Below are 16,346 nucleotides of genomic sequence, written 5' to 3'. Positions count from 1 at the left end.
CAATCCAGGCGGCCCGGCACGCATGCCGGGCAACGCCGATGACAACGTTTCTCCGTTCCGCATGGAAATCGCACTTGCCCTGAAAGCCGTGATACTCGGCATCGTCGAAGGACTGACCGAGTTCCTCCCCATCTCGAGCACCGGCCACCTGATCCTGGCCGGCCAGCTGCTCGACTTCAACGACGAGAAGGGCAAGATCTTCGAGATCGTGATCCAGTTCGGCGCGATCCTGGCGGTCTGCTGGGAATTCCGCGAACGCATCGGCAACGTGGTGCGCGGCCTGGGCTCCGATCCGCTGGCGCAGCGCTTTGCCTGCAACGTGGTGATCGCCTCGGTGCCGGCCATCATGCTGGCCTTTATTTTCGGCAAATGGATCAAGGCCCACCTGTTCAACCCGATCTCGGTGGCGCTGGCCTTTATCGTCGGCGGCGTGGTGATCCTGCTGGCCGAATGGCGCGACGCGCGCCGCGGCACGGTCTCGCATCCGCAGGGCAATGCGCTGCTGGAAGCCGCCAAGGCCGGCGCGCCGCGGATCGAATCGGTCGACGACCTGGACTGGCGCGATGCGCTGAAGGTCGGCGTGGCGCAATGCTTCGCGCTGGTGCCGGGCACGTCGCGCTCGGGCGCCACCATCATCGGCGGCATGCTGTTCGGCCTGTCGCGCAAGGTGGCCACAGAGTTCTCGTTCTTCCTGGCGATCCCGGTGATTTTCGGCGCTACCGTGTACGAGTTGTACAAGGCGCGCGCGCTGCTGAACGGCGACGACTTTGGCATCTTCGCGGTGGGCTTTGTCTTTGCGTTCCTGTCGGCGTTCCTGTGCGTGCGCTGGCTGCTGCGGTTTGTCGCCACGCATGATTTCAAGCCGTTTGCGTGGTATCGGATCGCGTTCGGGATCGTGGTGCTGGCGACGGCTTACTCGGGGTTGGTGAGCTGGCACGCGTGATGGCGGTGGCGGCTTTCGCTTGCTGAGGGTTTGCTCCCCTCTCCCGCTTGCGGGAGAGGGGAGCACCCAGAGCGATGTTCCAGTGCAAAAAGGCGTGGCACTTGCCACGCCTTTTTATTTGCCTGTCGGAATCCTTACCCGTGCTTGCGGAACACCACGTCCCACACCCCATGCCCGAGCCGCACGCCGCGGCGCTCGAACTTGGTCACGGGCCGGTACTCGGGCCGCTCGGCAAAACCCCCTGGTGCGGTCGAGGTGTTCTCCAGCAGCGGCTCGCCCGACAGCACTTCCACCATCTGGTGCGCATACTCCTCCCAGTCCGTCGCGCAATGGATATAGCCGCCCGGCTTCAGCCGCGCGGCCAGCACCTTGACCAGCGGCGGCTGCACCAGCCGGCGCTTGTTGTGGCGCTTCTTGTGCCAGGGGTCGGGGAAATAGATATGCACGCCGTCGAGGCTGTTGTCGGTCAGCATATGCGCGATCACTTCCACCGCATCGTGCTGGATGATGCGCACATTGGTCAGGCCGCGCTCGTCGATCAGCTTCAGCAGCGCGCCTACACCCGGCTCATGCACCTCGCAGCCGAGGAAGTTGTCCTGCGGCCGCAGCCCGGCGATATGCGCGGTGGTTTCGCCCATGCCGAAGCCGATTTCCAGGATCGACGGCGCCTTGCGCCCGAACGTCGCTTCCCAGTCCAGCGGCTGCGGCGCGTACGGCACCATCATGCGCGGACCGACTTCGTCGATGGCACGCTGCTGCCCCGTAGAAGTCCGTCCCGCGCGGCGCACGAACGAACGGATCCGGCGCGGATGCGCAACGCCTTCGGGATCGGCAGGGGAGGGAGCGGACGCTGGTCCGGCGCTGTCTACCGGCGCGGCGTCATCGGCCGGCGTCGGTTCGGTGCTGGGGTCTTGGGGAAGCATGGCAACAAAAAAGCCGCCGGGCACATCACCGTAACGGTGGCAAAGGCGGCTTGTCTCGACTGGAGGTGGAGCGGGCGATGGGAATCGAACCCACGTCTTTAGCTTGGGAAGCTAAGGTAATAGCCATTATACGACGCCCGCGAACCCGCGATTCTATGCGGAATTCCGGCCAGGGCGCAAGCAATACAAGATCGCGGCGGCGCGGGAAGTGCATTCCAGCGCATATGGACGGCACCGGGCTGGCCGGGCAGCAGCCGGACCCGTCGTGACGGGCACCTATACTCCGATGGCGGCATGGCGCTCGCCGCCCTGGTTTTTTCGCCGTGCACCGACCTGTCCCCATGGAACGGAGGTAGCCATGCAAAGAGAAGTTGTCGTTGGCCACTATCGGGTTTCGCTGCAGGCGGAGCCCAAATGCGAGGGCGACGAGCCGGGTAGGGTCACGGGCTATTCCGTGCGGTACACGCTGGCGCGCACCGACGGGGCGCCGGTGCGCCCGGGCTTCCCGACGGTGAGTTCCTATGAGCTCAACGTGGGTACGGATCTCTTCCCGACCGTTGAAGCCGCGCTTGACCATGGACTGGTGAAGGCTCGCGACGATATCGCGACGGTCGATGCCCAGCAACAGGCCAGCCGCAATGCAGCGGCAAATCAGCGCTGAAGTCCGCAGGCCCAAGGCCGGCGTACGGCGTATAGTTTCTGCCTGCATGGCACACGTTAGTGTTTCGCCATCGCTCCACTTGCAACGTCAGGACGCCCCAACCTTGACCACGGATTTTTTCGCCCGCTTTGAAGCGGAATACCTGCCACGGATTGCCACCGCCATCGGCCAGCTGGACCGGCGCGTGCGACTCCACACCTTGCCCGCCGATGCACCCGGCCGGTCCGCGCGCCTGCACGTGACCGGCGAGGTGTCGCCGGACCTGCGGCGCCATCCGTTTGCGCTCGACATCACGCTGGCCTGGGACGGGCTGGAAGTGCAGCGGCTGTTCGCTGCCGGCGGCGAGGCGCGCTTTGACGGCTACCTGGCCGCGCTGCCGGGCAAGCTGCGCGCCTGGCAGGAGCCGCGCGGCATTGACTTCAGTTCGCTGTCGCAGGTGGACGCGGCAATCCTGATCGGCGGGCTGGATTTCGAGCGCTGAAGTGCCCGCCGGGCTGGCTTTGTCAGGCGGATATCCGCAGCCGGCACACCGCGCTTTCCGTCTGCCCCGGCTCGATCCACCGCAGCCCCTGGCCGTGGTGGATGGCATCGGGCAGCCCTACCCACGGCTCGACGCAATAGAAATCCGAGCTCTCGCTTTCGGACCACGTGGTCACCGCATGCCATGGCGTACTGCCGGGCAGGCCGAGCTCGAAGGCGATGGTGCGCGCCGGCATCGCCAGCGTGGCGGCGGCTGCATCGCGAAAGACATGGAAGGTGTCCTGCAGCCGCGGATCGTCGAGGCGGTACCCTGGCTCTCCCGCTTCAGCCGGGCCGGGTTTGCCATCGGGCAGCTGGCGCACGCGATCGGCGCGCGCCAGCGTGAGCGATGCCGATGCGCGCTGCGCATGCGGCAGCGTGAAATAGAAGTGATGGCCGGGGTAGCACGGCAGGCGCTGGTCGCCGGTATTGGTGGTACACAGCGTGACTTCCAGCCCGTCCGGCAGCAAGGCGTAGGCCGCGTCGAACACGAACGCATACGGGTAGCCGGCATGCGTCGCTTCGCTGTCGCGCAGCGTCATCGTGATTGCGGCTTGCGCATCGATGGCGCTGACATCGAACGGCAGATCGCGGGCAAAGCCGTGTTGCGCCAGCGTATGCACCATGCCGTGCGGGTCGCGCCATTGGCCGGGCTGGCCATCGACGAAATGCCGGCCGATAAACGGGAACAGCAGCGGATTGCCGCCGCGCACCTTGGCCGGGCGGCTCCAGTCCGCGCCCTCGGGCCAGTACAGGATGTCCTGCCCGCGGTGCACCCAGCGGACCAGGCGCCCGCCATATTGCGGGGCCAGCAGCAGGAAAGAATCGGCGGTGCCGACGCGGACCAGCGGCTGGCCCTGGAAGTCTTGAATCGGAAGCGATGGCATGGCAGTGAATGGTCGATGCGCCGGCCACATCATAGCTGGCCGGCGCATCGGGACTCAGGTCGTCGCCGACTCATCCTGCCGCGCCTTCAGGAAGCGCGCGGCGTAATCGAAATACCAGTCGAGCGTATCCGGGTTGGCCATCGCATCGCGGTTGGCAATGCTCTCGGGTGCATGGCCAAGCAGCAGCTTCTTGATCGGCACCTCCATCTTCTTGCCTGACAGCGTGCGCGGCACGCCGGGCGCCTGCACGATCTCGTTGGGCACGTGGCGCGACGACAAGGCGTCGCGGATGCGCGCGCGCAGCGTGTCGCGCAGTGTGTCGTCCAGCACCATGCCTTCGCGCAGCACCACGAACAGCGGCATATAGGACTCGCGGCCCAGGTATTCCAGGTCGACCACCATGCTGTCGAGCACTTCCGGCAGGTCTTCCACCACGCGGTACAACTCGCTGGTGCCCATGCGGATGCCGTGCCGGTTGATGGTGGCGTCCGAGCGGCCGTAGATCACCGCGCCGCCGCGCTTCGTGATCTTGATCCAGTCGCCGTGCCGCCAGACGCCGGGGTAGGTGTCGAAATAGCTGTCGCGATAGCGCTTGCCGTCGGTATCGCCCCACAGGTACAGCGGCATCGACGGCATCGGCTCGGTGCAGACCAGTTCGCCGACTTGGTCGATCAGCGGCTGGCCGTTGTCGTCGAAGGCCTGCACCTTGGCGCCCAGGCAGCGGCATTGCATCTCGCCGGAGTAGACCGGCAGCAGCGGGCAGCCGGCGACGAAGGACCCCGCGAAATCGGTGCCGCCCGACATCGGCACCAGCCAGATGTCTTCGCGCACATGGCGGTAGATCCAGTCGTACGCTTCCACCGGCAGTGGCGAGCCGGTCGAGCCGAGCCCGCGCAGCCGCGACAGGTCGGCGATGCGCGCCGGCTCGATGCCGGCTTTCATGCAATTGGTGAAGAACGCCGCGCCGGCGCCGAACAGGGTCACGCCGGCATCGTCGACAAACCGCCACAGCACGCCCGCATCCGGAAAGGCGGGATTGCCGTCATACAGCGCGATGGTGGTGCCCAGCAGCAGCCCGGCCACCTGCGCGTTCCACATGATCCAGCCGCTGCTGCTGTACCAGTGGAAGACATCGTCCGGGCCCAGGTTGTTGTGGAACGCCATCAGCTTGAGCTGCTCGATGACGATGCCGCCATGGCCGTGCACGATGGGCTTGGGCATGCCGGTGGTGCCGGACGAATAAACGATCCACAGCGGATGGTCGAACGGCACCGGCTCGATCGCCAGCGGCACGTCATGCGCCAGCACGTCCTGCCACGCGTGGGTCCGCACGCCGGCGGGCGGCGTTGCGTTGCTGCCGATGTGCGGAACGAGCACCAGGTCGGTCAGCGAGGGCAAGGCGGCGACCAGGTCGGCCACCACCGGGGTGCGGTCGTAGACCTTGCAGCCGTAGCGGTAGCCATCGACTGCGATCAACACCTTGGGCCCGATCTGGCGGAAGCGGTCGATCACTGCCACCTGGCCCATGTCGGGCGCGCAGCCGGACCACACCGCGCCGAGGCTGACGGTGGCGAGGAAGGCGACGGTAGTGGCGGGGATATTGGGCAGGTAGCCGGCGACGCGATCGCCGCGCTGCACCCCCATCTGGCGCAGCGCATGCGCCAGCGACGCGACCTGGGCTTCGAGCGTGGCCCAGCTCACTTCAGCCAGCGGCTGCGTCTCGCCGGCGTAGCGGATCGCGGGGCGCTGGCGCGCCTCGCCGGTGCCGGCGTGGCGGAACACCTGCTGCACGTAGTTCAGCGTCGCGCCCTCGAACCAGCGCGCGCCCGGCATGGTGCGCCGGTCCAGCACGCGCGCGGCGGGGGTGTCGAAATGCACGTCGAAGTAGGCGCGCACGGCGTCCCAGAAGGCTTCCAGCTCGGTGACGGACCACTGCCACAGGCTGTCGTAGCCGTCAAAGGCCAGGCCGCGCTCGGCCCGCAGCCAGCGCATAAAGGCGGCGATCTGGCTGGTGTCGCGGAACGCCTCGGACGGCGTCCACATCAGGTTCCCTTCGGTGAGCGGGGCGGCGTTCGTCACTGTCTCCTCCCTGGGCCCGTCTGTCGCGGGCATCGGATGGTGCGATGGTCATTCCGGGCGCCTGCCGCGGCGCCCGGTATCAGCGTGACATGATAACGGCGCTTGCGCCGCGTTGCCTGTCAGTTGCTCTTCAATTGCCGGCCGGACGCTCGAACAGGCTTTCCCACATGGTGTCGACCTTCGCCTTGACCGCGGCATCCATGGCGATCGGCGTGCCCCATTCGCGCGTGGTCTCGCCCGGCCATTTGTCGGTGGCGTCGATCCCCATCTTGGAGCCGAGCCCGGACACCGGCGAGGCAAAGTCCAGGTAATCGATCGGCGTGTTGTCGACCAGCACTGTGTCGCGGCTGGGATCGACCCGCGTGGTGATGGCCCAGATCACTTCCTTCCAGTCGCGCACGTCGACATCGTCGTCGACCACGACGATGAACTTCGTATACATGAACTGCCGCAGGAAGCTCCACACGCCGAACATCACGCGCTTGGCATGGCCGGCGTACTGCTTCTTCATCCGCACCAGCGCCATGCGATAGCTGCAGCCCTCGGGTGGCAGGTAGAAGTCGGTGATCTCGGGAAACTGCTTCTGCAGCAGCGGCACGAACACCTCGTTCAGCGCCACGCCCAGCACCGCCGGCTCGTCGGGCGGCTTGCCGGTGTAGGTGGAGTGGTAGATCGGGTCGCGCCGCATGGTGATGCGGTCGATGGTGAACACCGGGAACCAGTCCTGCTCGTTGTAATAGCCGGTGTGGTCGCCGAACGGGCCTTCCAGCGCATGCTGGTAGCCGGAGGGGTGCGTCGGATCGGGCTGGATATGGCCTTCGAGCACGATCTCGGCCGACGCCGGCACGCTCAGCTCGGACAACGTCGGCGTGATGCAGCCAGCCAGCGCGGTGCGGCTGCCGCGCAGCAGGCCGGCGAACTGGTATTCGGACAGGGTATCGGGCACCGGCGTCACCGCGCCCAGGATGGTGGCAGGGTCGGCGCCCAGCGCCACCGCGATCGGGAAGGGCTTGCCCGGGTTGGCCAGCGCATGCTCGCGGAAATCCAGCGCGCCGCCGCGGTGCGCCAGCCAGCGCATGATGACCTGGTTGCGGCCGATCACCTGCTGGCGGTAGATGCCCAGGTTCTGGCGCTTCTTGTGCGGGCCCTTGGTCACGACCAGGCCCCAGGTGATCAGCGGCGCTGCGTCGCCGGGCCAGCAGGTCTGGATCGGCAAGCGCGCCAGGTCGACGTCGTTGCCTTCCCACACCACCTCCTGGCAGGCCGGACTGCTGACGCGCTTTGGTGCCATATCCCACACAGATTTGGCGAGCGTGAACAGCTTGCCGGCCTCGCGCAAACCGCGCGGCGGCTCCGGTTCCTTCAGCGCTGACAAGACCCGGCCGATGTCGCGCAGGTCTTCCATCGATTCCGCGCCCATGCCAAGTGCGACCCTGCGTGTCGTACCGAACAGATTGGCCAGTACCGGCACGCTATAGATACCTCCATCGGTGCCGGCGCCCGACGGTTTCTCGAACAGTACCGCGGGCCCGCCGGCACGGAGCAGGCGGTCGCAGACTTCGGTCATTTCCAGGTTGGGCGCGACGGGCCGGGCGATGCGCCGCAGCTCGCCCATGCCTTCGAGCTGGCCGATGAAGTCGCGCAAGTCTTTGTATTGCATAGTGAATTTTGTTGTGGTGCGAGAACCGGAAGGCGCTTCGCAACGCGGCATTGAAGTCGGTGACGATGCACATTCACCGTCGCCAGGGCAAAAAAATCATCAAAACCAGGCCCGGCAAATTGTAAGTTTTTTGTCGCCAGATGCGGTGGGAACAGAGCGACCAGCCAAGGCCAGGCCTGCGTTTGCGGGTGATCCGGTGATGCGTAACCGACTTGGTGACCGTTGTTACAAATAACTATAAGTAGTAGAAGTTGAAGTTATTATTCTTGACGAGATATAACACCGTTCCTACAATCCGGTCTTGCTCAATGGAGTGTTGCGTCGCAACATGGATTTTCCCCTTGTGTCAAGGGGTGCACATAAAGAAATTGTGTAGCAAGTCCCTCCAGCAGGACCGATGTATGGACCCGGTGCACAGCGGGCCGACCGGTCGCCTCCGGCGGCGTGCCGGAGCGTAGTGAGAATTTGTCGTGGCAGGGTGCGCTCCCCCAGAGCGCAGCCTGTTTCCAGTTGGGCGCATGGGGAGCGCCTGCCAACAGGTGCTTGGTCGTCACTGCTAGACGGCGCGGCATCCTTACTTGAGTACGTTGAGATCGGGCGCATGCCGCAGTCTGGCATGCGAAGCGGGCAACGGATGGAGGTAAGCATGAGCGGTTGGAAAACCCTTCATCTTCCCGGCATCGGGCGCGCCTTGCAGGTTCGCCTCCGACAGCCGGTACCCGGAGTGAGTCGGGCGTTGCAGGTCCGCCTCGCGCATCCGGTCGCGGGCCGCGCATTGCGCGGGGGCCGCACAACGCTGAAGTACGCGCTGAACAGCCTTGGCGTGGTCGCGGTCGTCTCGGCCGTGTCGCTGTCGCTGAGCCAGGAATGGCGGACCACGCTGGCCGCTTTGCTGGCCGGCGACGAAGCCCCGTCAGTGCTGGTCAGCGCCGCCATACCGGCCGCGCCTGCCGTGGCGGCCACGCCGGCGCCCACGGTGCCCAGCACCCCGGTGCCGTCGAGTTCTGCGGACGTGGCGGCAGCCAGGCTGGCGCTGGGCAAGTCCGGCCTGCCGACCGTGTCGGGCGTGGACGAATGGAGCCTGGCGGCATCCACCAAGGTGCCGTCGGTCGCGCATCTCGCCGCGAAGATCCCGGTCACGCGCGTGGCGCAGGACGCCCGCGGCAACGCCACGCTCGGCTCGGCGCGCGAGCAGGCGGCCGTGGCCGAGTACATCGCCCGCAAGTACCGCGTGGCGGCGCAGGCCACCGCGCAACTGGTCAAGGCGGCCTACCTGACTGGCCGCGAGGTCGGCATCGACCCCTTGCTGATCCTGGGCGTGATCGCGATCGAGTCCAGCTTCAACCCGTACGCCGAGAGCGGCGTGGGCGCGCAGGGCCTGATGCAGGTGATGACCAAGGTCCACCAGGACAAGTACGAAGCAGTCGGCGGCGTCGCCGCGGCGCTCAACCCGTACGCCAATATCAAGATCGGCGCGCTGGTGCTGAAGGACTGCATCGCCCGCGCCGGCTCGATCGAAGGCGGCCTGAAGTACTACGTCGGCGCCACCACGGCCACCGACGGCGGCTACGGCGCCAAGGTGCTGGCCGAGCGTGCCCGCCTGCGCCAGCTGATCGGCGTACGTAACGCACCGGCGAACCAGGACAAGCCGGCCGAAAAAGCCCCGGCCGAGCAACTGGCACCGACCGAGAAGCTGGAAGCCAACAACGGGCCGCACAGCGCCTAGGTTTTGCCGCCGCCCACGCCAGTGTTGGTGCGGCGCCATCCCTTATGGATCGGGTGAACGGCGCTGTCCAACACCCTGACCATGCCCGGGAGCGCTGACATCACGCCAGCTCCCTCTTCATGCAGAAAGCTGCGCCTGCATCCGGCAGGCACGATCGTTGCGGTTCCCGGTACGAGCGCCCCCGCTCTCTTACCCTTGGAGAACCCGCCATGAGCACCCTGATCATCCGCGACCTGCCCAGCAGCTTCCGCCCCCTCGACGCCCCCGCCATGTCCGCCATCCTTGGCGGCATCTACCGCACGCCGCAGCAAATTCTGGCGTGGGAACTCACCCGCCAGCCGGCCACGTGGGACGGCCGGGTGCTAGGCGACGATGGCCGGCTGCACGTGCCTGTGATCTGACAGCTATCAGTCCACTGCCCCCGCGGGGGCTTTTCTTTTGCCTGCCTGACGCGCTATTTGCCGCCGCTCAGCGGAACAGCTCGCCTAGCCGCGCCATCGCCTCCTCGATATTCTGGCGCGAGGTTGCATACGAGATCCGGATGTAGTCCTTCGCCGTATGCGGCCCGAAATCCTGCCCCGGCACCATGACCACGCCCGCGTCGTGCAGCATCGACTGGGTCAGCCGGTCGGCATCGCCGGCGGCGGGGTGGTTGACGCCGCGGCAGTCGGCATAGACATAGAAGGCGCCGTCCGGGCGCACCGGCACGCGCAGGCCCAGCGACTCCAGCGCCGGCACGATCAGGTCGCGGCGGCGGCGGAATTCTTCCTTGCGTTCGTCGTAGATCGCCAGCGCTTCCGGCGTGAAGCAGGCCAGCGCCGCGTACTGCGCCACCGCTGACGCGCAGATAAACAGGTTCTGCGCGACCTTCTCGAACGCCTCCACCAGCGCCTCCGGCACCACCAGCCAGCCCAGGCGCCAGCCGGTCATGTTGAAGTACTTGGAGAAGCTGTTCACCGTGACGACGTCGTCATCCAGGCTCAGCGCCGACACCGGCGCAGCGTCGTACGACAGCCCCTGGTAGATCTCGTCGACGATGGCAAAGCCGTTGCGCGCGCGCACCGCCTGCAGGATGCGCGCGAGCTCGTCGGGCAGGATCGAGGTGCCGGTCGGGTTGGAGGGCGAGGCCAGCAGCACGCCCCGGGTCTGCCCGCCCCAGTTGGCCTCCACCTGCGCGGCGGTGAGCTGGAAGCGCTCGGCCGGCCCGCTCGGGATCATGCGCGCGGCGCCGTCGAAGGCGGCGACGAAGTGCCGGTTGCACGGGTAGCTGGGGTCGGGCATCAGCACCTCGGCGCCGATCTCGACCAGCACCGCGCACGCCAGCAGCAGCGCGCCCGAGGCGCCGGCGGTGACGATCACGCGCCGCGCCGGGATATCCAGCCCGTAGGCGGTCTTGTAATAGCCGGCGATGGCCTCGCGCAGCGGATGGATGCCGAGCGCGCCGGTGTATTGGGTGACCCCGCGGCGCATCGCCGCCTCGGCCGCGCGCACCACCGGCTCGGCGGCGGTGAAGTCGGGCTCGCCGATCCCCATGTGCACGATATGGCGGCCGGCGCGCTCGAGCTGGGCGGCCTGCTTGGCCAGCTCCATCACGTGGAAGGCTTCGATATTGGCGACGCGGGAGGCGGTGGCAAGGCGCTGCAGGTCCATAGTGATCGGGGTTGGTTCAGCAAAAAGGGGTAACAGGAACGAAAACACCCGCCTGGGGCGGGTGTCGTATGCATCACGGCCGGCGCGGACGCCAGCCGTGACGGCGCTGGGCGGCCCGCGGGCCCGGCCGGCTCAGCCGGTTCGGCTCAGCGGCGCGCCGCGACCTCGGCCGCGCGCACCTGGGCGGCGAGCTTGTCCAGCACGCCGTTGACGTACTTGTAGCCTTCGACGCCGCCGAAGGTCTTGGTCAGCTCGACGGCTTCGTTGATCACGACCTTGTACGGGATGTCGAGGCAGTGCACCAGCTCGTAGCTGCCGACCAGCAGCGCGGCGCGCTCGACCGGCGACAGCTCGCCCACGGTGCGGTCCAGGAACGGCTCGAACGCGGCGGTCAGGCGGGCCTCTTCGCGCACGGCGCCGTTGAGCAGCGCGTCGAAGTGCTCGCGGTCGGCCTTGTTGAAGCCCTGGGCGTCATGCAGGTGGGCCTGGATCGCACCGATGTCGTTGCGGTTCAGCAGCCACTGGTACAGGCCCTGCAGCGCGAGCTCGCGCGAGCGGCGGCGCGCGCTCTTGGGCGGCGCCTTGGGCTCGGTGCGGGCGGCCGGCTTGGCGCCGCCCTCGTTGCCCGGGTTGGACGTATCACTCATCGTCGTCCTCTTCGTCGTCGTCCTGGCCACGCAGCGAATCCAGCGCCGCGACCAGGTTGGCCATTTCCACCGCGGCACGGGCGCAGTCGCGGCCCTTTTCGCGGGTGCGGGCATGGGCCTGCTCGTCGGTATCGACGGTCAGGATGCCGTTGGCGATCGGCAGGTTGAAATCCAGGCCGACGCGGGTGATGCCGGCGCCGGACTCGTTCGAGACCAGCTCGAAGTGGTAGGTCTCGCCGCGCACCACGGCGCCAATGGCGACCAGCGCGTCGAACTGGCCGCTCTCGGCCATCTTCTGCAGCGCCAGCGGCACTTCCAGCGCGCCGGGGACGGTTACCACCAGGGTGTCCTCGCCCTCCACGCCAAGCTTGTCCAGCTCGGCTACGCAGGCTTCGAGCAACTCGGCACAGACCGGCTCGTTGAAGCGGGCCTGCACGATGCCGATACGCAGGCCTTCACCGTCGAGGTTGCTGGGGTAGAAGCCGTGATCCATTGTTCAGTTCTCCAGTTTTCGGGTTCGGAGCGGGGCGGGGCACCGCTGCCGGGGTATTCGGGATGGCCGGTCAGTCCGCCGAGCCGTTCATGGGCTGGTAATCCGTCACTTCCAGGTCGTAGCCGGTCATGCTGGGCATGCGCTGCGGCGAGGCCAGCACGCGCATCTTGCCCACGCCCACGTCCTTCAGGATCTGCGCGCCCATGCCATAGGTGCGCAGGTCGGGCTTGCGGCGCGGGCGCGACTGCGGCGCGTCCAGCGCGCTGAACTGCGTGAACAGTTGGTCCACCGAGTCGCCGCAGTTGAGCAGCACGATCACGCCGCTGTCGGTCTCGGCGATGGCCTTCATCGCCGCCGGGATGCTCCACGAATGCGTGGTGCACTTCACTTCCAGCAGGTCCAGCACCGAGAACGGCTCGTGCACGCGCACCAGCGTTTCACGCTCCGGCGCGGGCTTGCCCTGCACCAGCGCCAGGTGCGCTTGGCCAGTGGGCTTGTCGCGGTAGGCGATGCTGTGGAAGGTGCCGTACGGGGTCTGCATGGCACGCTCGCCGACGCGCTCGATGATGCTCTCGGTGCGGCTGCGGTAGTGGATCAGGTCCGCAATGGTGCCGATCTTCAGGTCGTGCTCCTGCGCGAACTCGACCAGGTCCGGCAGGCGCGCCATGGTGCCGTCGTCCTTCATGATCTCGCAGATCACGGCGGCGGGCGTCAGGCCGGCCAGGGCGCCGAGGTCGCAGCCAGCCTCGGTATGGCCGGCACGGATCAGCACGCCGCCGGGCTGGGCCGTCAGCGGGAAGATATGGCCGGGCTGGACCAGGTCGGAGGGCTTGGCGTCGCGGGCGACGGCGGCCTGCACGGTGCGGGCGCGGTCGGCGGCGGAGATGCCGGTGGTCACGCCCTCGGCGGCCTCGATCGACACCGTGAAGTTGGTGCCGTGCTGGGTGCCGTTGCGGCTCACCATCGGGTGCAGGTTGAGCTGGCGGCAGCGCTCGGCGGTCAGCGTCAGGCAGATCAGGCCGCGGCCATGCTTGGCCATGAAGTTGATGGCTTCCGGCGTGACGAAATCGGCAGCCAGGACCAGGTCGCCTTCATTTTCACGGTCTTCCTCGTCTACCAGGATGACCATGCGGCCGGCACGGATGTCGGCAATGATGTCTTCGGTACGGGCGATTGTCATGGCGTGCAGGACGGCAAATTGAAGCTAACGGGGCGCAATGAAGCGAAACATGCGGCAGGAACGGTGGCCGCGTTGGCACGCGGCCGGACTGAGGCGGCCGGATTGAAGTCAAAGCGGCGGGCGCGGGCCGGCCGGGGCATATACGCCCGGCAGGTTGCCCAGTCAAGCCGGGTATTGTACGCCAAGGCAGGGCAGGCGTGAGGCGGCGGCATCCGAAAGTGCGGGCGCCTGCCTGAAGCGGTAGGGAGGGAGGTGAAGCGTGCGTCGTGCCCCGGCACTTGTCGGGGCGCGGCCCGGCTACGCGGCGATGGCGAGCGGCGCGTTGTCGGCGGGGCTGATGCGCAGGCGTGAAGTCCTGGCGATGCGCGACTTGGCCGAGCGAATTGCATCGGCCAGCGCCAGTTCGCGCGTCTGGAAGCCGGCGTCCGGACGGGAGAAGCTGGCATGCGTGTCAAGCGCATACGACCATTCCCAGCTGCCGAAGGTCACTTCAGCCAGCGTCACGACGACGTGGCATTGCTGATAGAAAAAGCTTTCGCTCATTGTCAATTCCGGTTGGTGACGGCACGGTGGCCGTGGCCGAAGGGCCATGCGGGCCAGTGACGGTCCGCGAGCCAGCCGCGGTTAGGCAGCAGGCCGTTGTGTGGGACATTGTGCGGGTCGATATTTGGCGCGACGCTGGCAGCGCCGAGATCCTGCGCGACCCGGCAGATCCGTTCCCTGGCATCGCTGGCGCAGGCGCAGACCATCAGGATCTGGCCCTCCGCCATCTGGCGGCGTTGCCGCCGCAGGCCCGCGCGCGTGACCTTGGCACCGATCACGGTACCGAGCCATCCGCCGATCAGGGCACCCAGCACCGCGCCGCCGACATACGCCACCGCGCCCGCCGCCACGCTGGCCGGCGTGCCGTAGCGGAACAGCAACCAACCTGTCAGCAGCGCCCCGATGACGCCGCCGCCAAGCGCGGCTGCATCGCGGTACGTCGTCCGGCCGGCGTCCGGTGCCGGCAAGCCCTCGGCCGGCTGGCTATCGCGCCGGGAAAACCACGGGCCCGCCAGGCTCCCAGGCGTCTGCGCCAGTTCGCCGAAACGCGTTTGCGCGCGCCGGGCCGTGTCGACATCGTTCAGCCGGAAATACAGCAGCGTGCGCATGGTGGTACCTCGCATTGGATCAGTTGAGCTTGCCGTTGAACCACGGGAAGCCGGCGTAGCGCCTAGCGCCAGGACGCCGGAATTGCCGCGCCAGGGGTAACGAAGGGGTCTGCAGCCGGGGCCAGCCCTGGTCGACGGCGCGGTCCCAGTCGATCATCAGCGTGACGGCACGGTGCAGGCGGGTGGCGGTCAGGCGGACCAGTCCCACGCTGCTGTGCGTGGGGGCGGCAGGGTGTCGGCCGCTCAGGAGTCGCATGGCCGGTAGCATCCGGTAAAGTGTTTTTGTCGCGGGAGCTTGCACGGTGATTCCTTCAGAGAGAGCCGGGTCGCCGGCCAGAGGCGGGCAACGGTGAGGCTCGTTGGGCGTCGGGATCTCCGGCAAACGAAAAAGACGGCGCGAGCGAGAACTCGCCGGCGAGCGGAGGTCGCGGCAGGGCAGATTGCATGGATTCCGGTGGTCCCCGGCGCGTGGTCCGCCGGGGTCGTCCCCACTAAGTGACTTCAGGAGTCACCGGTCCTAAGACGTTGTCGAGGGGGCAGCCCGGAAACGAGTGGCGAGCGCCTGCGGGCAGACATGCCCTGTCAGTGCTGCCTTACCAGTGTAGGCCTATGGGAAGCGCGGGCACAGCGAACTTACAACAAAAGGCGGCCAAGCCCCGTAACGCGCACTGCGCGTCGGCGTGCAGGCCGCGAAGCAGACTACGGAAGTAAATCGCCACAGAACCGTGTTGCCAGCGTATGCTCACGGCAAACGGGGACACGGCCTGTCCCCGGGGCCGCCGGACCGAGGCTTCGGCGGTGCGATCTTCGCATCAGGGCGCCAGCCCGACCGCGCCCGCAGGTTTTGCACAACAAAGGGAGGCAAGCATGTCGAGGCAGATCAAGAACAAGGCCGAAATCCGCGCCATGGTGCGCGCCGAGCAGGCGAAATACCCGGTATGCGAGGGGACCTGCTTTGGCGACGTGGTCTGGCACGCGCCGGACGCGAGCGGCTGCAACTGGAGCCTTTCCAGGATGGAAGGGGGCGACAGTCCAGCCTGTGTCGAGGCGATCCGCCCCTTTACCGAAAAGCTGCGCGAGACGTACAACGTGCCGGACGAAGGCAAATAGCCTTCGCCGCGGCAGTTGTCGTCAGCGCCGCGCCAGGCCGCTTATGACGCGGCCTGGCCGGCCGACAGCATCCGCTCGACGTACCTGGCGATCAGGTCGATCTCCAGGTTCACGCGCGCGCCCGGCTTGAGCTCCTGCAGCGTGGTGACTTCTACCGTGTGCGGGATCAGGTTGATCGAGAACTCGCAGCCGTCGGCTTCGTCGCTGACACGATTGACCGTCAGCGACACGCCGTTGACCACCACCGAGCCCTTGTAGGCCAGGTAGCGCGCGAGTTCACGCGGCGCACGGATGCGCAGTTCATGCGATTCGCCCACCGGCGCGAAGTGCACCACTTCACCCAGGCCGTCGACATGCCCGGACACGAGGTGGCCACCGAGACGGTCGGCCAGGCGCAGCGCCTTTTCCAGGTTGACGCGGCCGGCGCGGTCCAGCCCGACCGTCTTGTCGAGCGATTCGCGCGAGACCTCAACGTCGAAGCTGTCCGGGCCCATGGCGATCACGGTCATGCAGGCGCCCTGGATGGCGATGCTGTCGCCGATGATCACATCCGACAGGTCCAGCCCGCCCGCGGCGATGCGCAGGCGCACGCCGGCATCGGCCTCGCCCAGGGGGGTCACGCTTTCAATGCGGCCGACGGCCGCGACAATGCCTGTAAACATGGTGGTGTCTTCTGCTTTCGTGAATCTTGGGAATCCTGATTAACGCGCTGCCCTG

General features: G+C 67.2%; 18 protein-coding genes and 1 tRNA gene. 6 read left to right on the top strand and 13 right to left on the bottom strand.

Going from position 1 to position 16,346, the window contains the following annotated elements:
* The first annotated feature begins 61 nt into the window (after nt 1-61).
* On the top strand, nt 62-943 hold the full coding sequence (locus AB1I47_RS01635) for an undecaprenyl-diphosphate phosphatase (protein WP_354682203.1): 882 nt from the start codon (nt 62-64) through the stop codon (nt 941-943).
* 134 nt (nt 944-1,077) lie between these two features.
* On the opposite strand, the gene trmB is transcribed toward AB1I47_RS01635, so the two are convergent.
* Complete coding sequence (gene trmB / locus AB1I47_RS01630) at nt 1,078-1,866, bottom strand: tRNA (guanosine(46)-N7)-methyltransferase TrmB (protein WP_354682037.1); 789 nt, start codon at nt 1,864-1,866, stop codon at nt 1,078-1,080.
* A 66-nt stretch (nt 1,867-1,932) separates the two neighbouring features.
* Nucleotides 1,933-2,007: transfer RNA gene (locus AB1I47_RS01625), tRNA-Gly, on the bottom strand.
* 217 nt (nt 2,008-2,224) lie between these two features.
* Between AB1I47_RS01625 and AB1I47_RS01620 the strand changes: the two genes are divergently transcribed.
* Nucleotides 2,225-2,527 carry a hypothetical protein gene (locus AB1I47_RS01620; protein ID WP_354682036.1) on the top strand — a complete coding sequence of 101 codons (303 nt, stop codon included), beginning with the start codon at nt 2,225-2,227 and terminating at the stop codon, nt 2,525-2,527.
* Nucleotides 2,528-2,630: 103 nt separating this feature from the next.
* On the top strand, nt 2,631-3,008 hold the full coding sequence (locus AB1I47_RS01615) for a DUF5594 family protein (protein ID WP_354682035.1): 378 nt from the start codon (nt 2,631-2,633) through the stop codon (nt 3,006-3,008).
* Between the two features lie 22 nt (nt 3,009-3,030).
* Here the strand turns inward: AB1I47_RS01615 and AB1I47_RS01610 are convergent, their stop codons facing one another.
* The 3 genes from AB1I47_RS01610 to ubiD all read right to left on the bottom strand — a co-directional run bounded on the left by AB1I47_RS01610 (nt 3,031) and on the right by ubiD (nt 7,672).
* Nucleotides 3,031-3,933: an aldose epimerase family protein gene (locus AB1I47_RS01610; RefSeq protein WP_354682034.1), complete on the bottom strand. Its 903-nt coding sequence runs from the start codon at nt 3,931-3,933 to the stop codon at nt 3,031-3,033.
* A gap of 54 nt (nt 3,934-3,987) precedes the next feature.
* Nucleotides 3,988-6,012 carry an acetoacetate--CoA ligase gene (locus AB1I47_RS01605; protein ID WP_407935786.1) on the bottom strand — a complete coding sequence of 675 codons (2,025 nt, stop codon included), beginning with the start codon at nt 6,010-6,012 and terminating at the stop codon, nt 3,988-3,990.
* A gap of 130 nt (nt 6,013-6,142) precedes the next feature.
* The gene (gene ubiD, locus AB1I47_RS01600) at nt 6,143-7,672 is read right to left on the bottom strand and encodes a 4-hydroxy-3-polyprenylbenzoate decarboxylase (protein WP_354682033.1); all 1,530 of its coding nucleotides are present in this window, start codon (nt 7,670-7,672) and stop codon (nt 6,143-6,145) included.
* A 646-nt stretch (nt 7,673-8,318) separates the two neighbouring features.
* Here ubiD and AB1I47_RS01595 point away from each other — a divergent pair.
* Entirely contained in the window at nt 8,319-9,398 is a 1,080-nt protein-coding gene (locus tag AB1I47_RS01595; RefSeq protein ID WP_354682032.1) for a lytic transglycosylase domain-containing protein, read from the top strand.
* A 209-nt stretch (nt 9,399-9,607) separates the two neighbouring features.
* On the top strand, nt 9,608-9,799 hold the full coding sequence (locus AB1I47_RS01590) for a hypothetical protein (RefSeq protein ID WP_354682031.1): 192 nt from the start codon (nt 9,608-9,610) through the stop codon (nt 9,797-9,799).
* A 67-nt stretch (nt 9,800-9,866) separates the two neighbouring features.
* On the opposite strand, the gene AB1I47_RS01585 is transcribed toward AB1I47_RS01590, so the two are convergent.
* From AB1I47_RS01585 to AB1I47_RS01555, 7 genes are all read right to left on the bottom strand, one after another.
* Complete coding sequence (locus AB1I47_RS01585) at nt 9,867-11,048, bottom strand: pyridoxal phosphate-dependent aminotransferase (RefSeq protein WP_354682030.1); 1,182 nt, start codon at nt 11,046-11,048, stop codon at nt 9,867-9,869.
* Between the two features lie 146 nt (nt 11,049-11,194).
* Nucleotides 11,195-11,695, bottom strand: a complete 501-nt coding sequence (nusB, locus tag AB1I47_RS01580) for a transcription antitermination factor NusB (protein ID WP_354682029.1) — start codon at nt 11,693-11,695, stop codon at nt 11,195-11,197.
* Complete coding sequence (ribH, locus tag AB1I47_RS01575) at nt 11,688-12,188, bottom strand: 6,7-dimethyl-8-ribityllumazine synthase (protein ID WP_354682028.1); 501 nt, start codon at nt 12,186-12,188, stop codon at nt 11,688-11,690. Before ribH ends, nusB begins: the two co-directional genes overlap by 8 nt.
* Nucleotides 12,189-12,258: 70 nt before the next feature.
* A complete protein-coding gene (gene ribBA / locus AB1I47_RS01570) occupies nt 12,259-13,368 on the bottom strand; it encodes a bifunctional 3,4-dihydroxy-2-butanone-4-phosphate synthase/GTP cyclohydrolase II (RefSeq protein ID WP_354682027.1) in 1,110 nt (369 codons plus the stop codon).
* A 297-nt stretch (nt 13,369-13,665) separates the two neighbouring features.
* Nucleotides 13,666-13,911 carry a hypothetical protein gene (locus AB1I47_RS01565; protein WP_354682026.1) on the bottom strand — a complete coding sequence of 82 codons (246 nt, stop codon included), beginning with the start codon at nt 13,909-13,911 and terminating at the stop codon, nt 13,666-13,668.
* A 2-nt stretch (nt 13,912-13,913) separates the two neighbouring features.
* Nucleotides 13,914-14,519 carry a hypothetical protein gene (locus AB1I47_RS01560; protein ID WP_354682025.1) on the bottom strand — a complete coding sequence of 202 codons (606 nt, stop codon included), beginning with the start codon at nt 14,517-14,519 and terminating at the stop codon, nt 13,914-13,916.
* 19 nt (nt 14,520-14,538) lie between these two features.
* Nucleotides 14,539-14,775: a hypothetical protein gene (locus AB1I47_RS01555; protein ID WP_354682024.1), complete on the bottom strand. Its 237-nt coding sequence runs from the start codon at nt 14,773-14,775 to the stop codon at nt 14,539-14,541.
* 611 nt (nt 14,776-15,386) lie between these two features.
* Between AB1I47_RS01555 and AB1I47_RS01550 the strand changes: the two genes are divergently transcribed.
* Complete coding sequence (locus tag AB1I47_RS01550) at nt 15,387-15,629, top strand: hypothetical protein (protein ID WP_354682023.1); 243 nt, start codon at nt 15,387-15,389, stop codon at nt 15,627-15,629.
* 41 nt (nt 15,630-15,670) lie between these two features.
* Here AB1I47_RS01550 and AB1I47_RS01545 read toward each other — a convergent pair whose 3' ends face one another.
* Nucleotides 15,671-16,291 (bottom strand): riboflavin synthase, encoded by a 621-nt coding sequence (locus AB1I47_RS01545; RefSeq protein WP_354682022.1) that lies wholly within the window; start codon nt 16,289-16,291, stop codon nt 15,671-15,673.
* Nucleotides 16,292-16,346: the final 55 nt, after the last annotated feature.

It is taken from the genome of Cupriavidus necator, from assembly GCF_040578825.1.
In the GTDB taxonomy this organism is placed as follows: domain Bacteria; phylum Pseudomonadota; class Gammaproteobacteria; order Burkholderiales; family Burkholderiaceae; genus Cupriavidus; species Cupriavidus necator_E.
The sequence above is the reverse complement of the archived record's forward strand: the minus strand, read 5'-3'. Positions and strand labels throughout refer to the sequence as shown.